The sequence below is a fragment of the Aliiruegeria lutimaris genome (assembly GCF_900099935.1).
Taxonomy (GTDB): domain Bacteria; phylum Pseudomonadota; class Alphaproteobacteria; order Rhodobacterales; family Rhodobacteraceae; genus Tropicimonas; species Tropicimonas lutimaris.
On the sequence record NZ_FNEK01000168.1, the window covers coordinates 1 to 2325 of the forward strand.

The window sequence follows — 2325 nt, forward strand, 5'->3', positions numbered from 1 at the left end:
GGCCGTAAGCCCCATCAACAAAGCGTGGCAGTCAGATCGGCGCGTAACACCTGATGCGGGCGCCAATGCCGCGAAGCGGCTTCGTCCTGGGGCCGACTGCTGCCGAACAGATATTTTCTGAGATGAATGCGGCATGCGGTGAATTAACCAATTCGACAATGTCTGTTTGCTAGGCGTGGGTCACGAAGGGCGTCCATGTCCTCGTCTCCGATCTCGGTGCCGGCTTTGGCAGACGACCCGTCAGCACCTCTCGGGATCTGAGCTACATCCACAACGGCCAACAGGCCGGCCCGCAGGGAGCACCTTCCGGAGCACTCGCTGGCGATGATCAGCACCGCGTCAGCGGTGAGGTACTGGCGTTTGGGCTGAAGCCCGCGCCGGTCTCTCATGTTAATCGTCACGAGCGGTTCTTCCAGAAGGACCTGCACAATGACATGTGCTCCCAGTGAACCAGGGTGCAACGCCCCCTACCTCCCGATCAACGAAGCCCTGCTGGCGCTCGTGCGCATGATGGCGCGCGAGACGGCCCGGTCGGATTTTGCCACCCGTCGCGATGGGGAGGTCACCAATGGCTGACCTGCCTGTCTCCCCGAACGCCAAGTACCTCACCGTCAAGGAGGTCGCTGCGCTCTTCCGCATCTGCCCGAAGACGGTTCGCCGGTGGATCGCTGGGGGTGAACTGCCGGCGACGCGCCTTGGCCGCGACTGGCGGATCGCGCGCACAGACCTGAAGGCCCTTGCCGCAGCGCGCGGCAACCGGGGCCTGGCCGATGTCCTCTAATGTCCTCTTTTGGGATGGTTTTCTCGGATGTCGGGAGAACGGGTTCACGGACTTTGGCTATAAATTCGTGACTGTGTTCTCCCGAATGTCCGCCCGAGGGCCACCGTTTCCGCCCCTGTCCTCAAACGTCCCACAACCCAAATCGAACTAGGAGAACACCGATGCCCCTCGACATGGCAAAACCCCAATCCCTCGCCGACGTTCTTGATCGGCTCACCACCCGCGATGGCGGCTCCACTCGCCATCGCGACCAGATCTCTGCCGTACGGCGCGTGGCCGAGATGCTGGGCCGCGCACCCGCCGACCTGCCCTGCGACGCGCCGGGCCTGCGGATGTATCTCGACCGCATCCATCCCGCACAGCACCAGATTACCGCGCGCACGTTGTCCAACATCAAGGCGAACCTCGCCGCCGCCCTCCGCGCTGCGCGGGCAATCCCGCGAAACGCCCCCAAGGTCCCCCGCACCGCGGCCTGGGAGGAATTCTTCCTGGCCGCGGATGCCAAGCATCAGGTCTGGAGCCTGTCGCGTCTTGCGACCTACTGCGCATGGCGTGGCCTTCAGCCTGCAGATGTCACGGACGAGGTGATGGCGGAGTTCCAGAACTATCTCGACGCACGCCTGCTGACCAAGGACCCGACGAAGCTGTGCAAGGAGATGGCGCAGATATGGAACGGTATCGTCAAACGTAACGACCTGCCGTTCACCCGCCTTTCCTACGAGAAGGGTGGTCGCCATCGCTGCCGCCCGTTGTCGACCTACCCGGAACCGCTCCAGGCCGAAATCCAGACATATCTCGGCCAGCTCCGTCACGACGATCCCTTCGACACGAGCGGGCCGGAAGAAGCGCTGCGCCCGACCTCGGTCCGTAACGTCGAAGCCCATCTGCGCCAGTTCCTCGATGCACTGGCGGAAGCTGGCGAGGAACCGACCGGTATGAAATCGCTGGCGAATGTCGTGACGGCTGAAAACATGAAGGCGGCATTCCGCGTGATCATGGAACGGGCACCGTCCGACAAGATCCCGCCCGCCTGCAACAATATCGCCGCGACGTTGGTGGCTATCGCGCGGCACCACCTCAAGCTGTCCGAGTTGGATCTCAAGGAAATCCTCGCGGTCAAGAAGGTGGTGCAGACCAAGCCGCGGGGCATGAGTGCCAAGAACAGCGACCGCCTTGCCCAGTTCAACGACTGGGAGAATGTGCTGCGCATCGTCGGGCTTCCGGCGACGTTGATGGACGAGGCAGACCGGTCGCCACACGCCCGTAAGGGGGCGCTCAATGCCATGCACGCCGTCGCCATCGCCATTCTGCTGTCCTGCCCGATGCGGGCCAAGAACCTCGCAGGTCTGGATCTGGAACGCCATATCAAGGTGCATCGCAGCGGCACGCACACCCGCTACACGATCCGGATCGAGGGCATTGAGGTGAAGAACGGCGAACCTATCGAGGTCCGGCTCAACAATCGCGTTTCGCGTTTGCTGCACCGCTACATCACTGTCTATCGCCCTTTGGTGTCGCGGGCGCAGGGAACGGCGCTCTTCCCG

Annotated in this window: 3 protein-coding genes; all 3 read left to right on the forward strand. The window is 63.1% G+C overall.

Features of this window, described 5'->3' with window-relative positions; translation table 11 throughout:
• The first annotated feature begins 429 nt into the window (after positions 1–429).
• The gene (locus BLR85_RS29425) at positions 430–576 is read left to right on the forward strand and encodes a hypothetical protein (RefSeq protein WP_170844823.1); all 147 of its coding nucleotides are present in this window, start codon (positions 430–432) and stop codon (positions 574–576) included.
• Entirely contained in the window at positions 569–781 is a 213-nt protein-coding gene (locus tag BLR85_RS28145) for a helix-turn-helix domain-containing protein (RefSeq protein WP_170844824.1), read from the forward strand. The genes BLR85_RS29425 and BLR85_RS28145 overlap by 8 nt, the downstream gene beginning before the upstream one ends.
• A gap of 161 nt (positions 782–942) precedes the next feature.
• The coding region (locus tag BLR85_RS28150) for a hypothetical protein (RefSeq protein WP_139188625.1) at positions 943–2325 on the forward strand (1383 nt) is incomplete at its 3' end.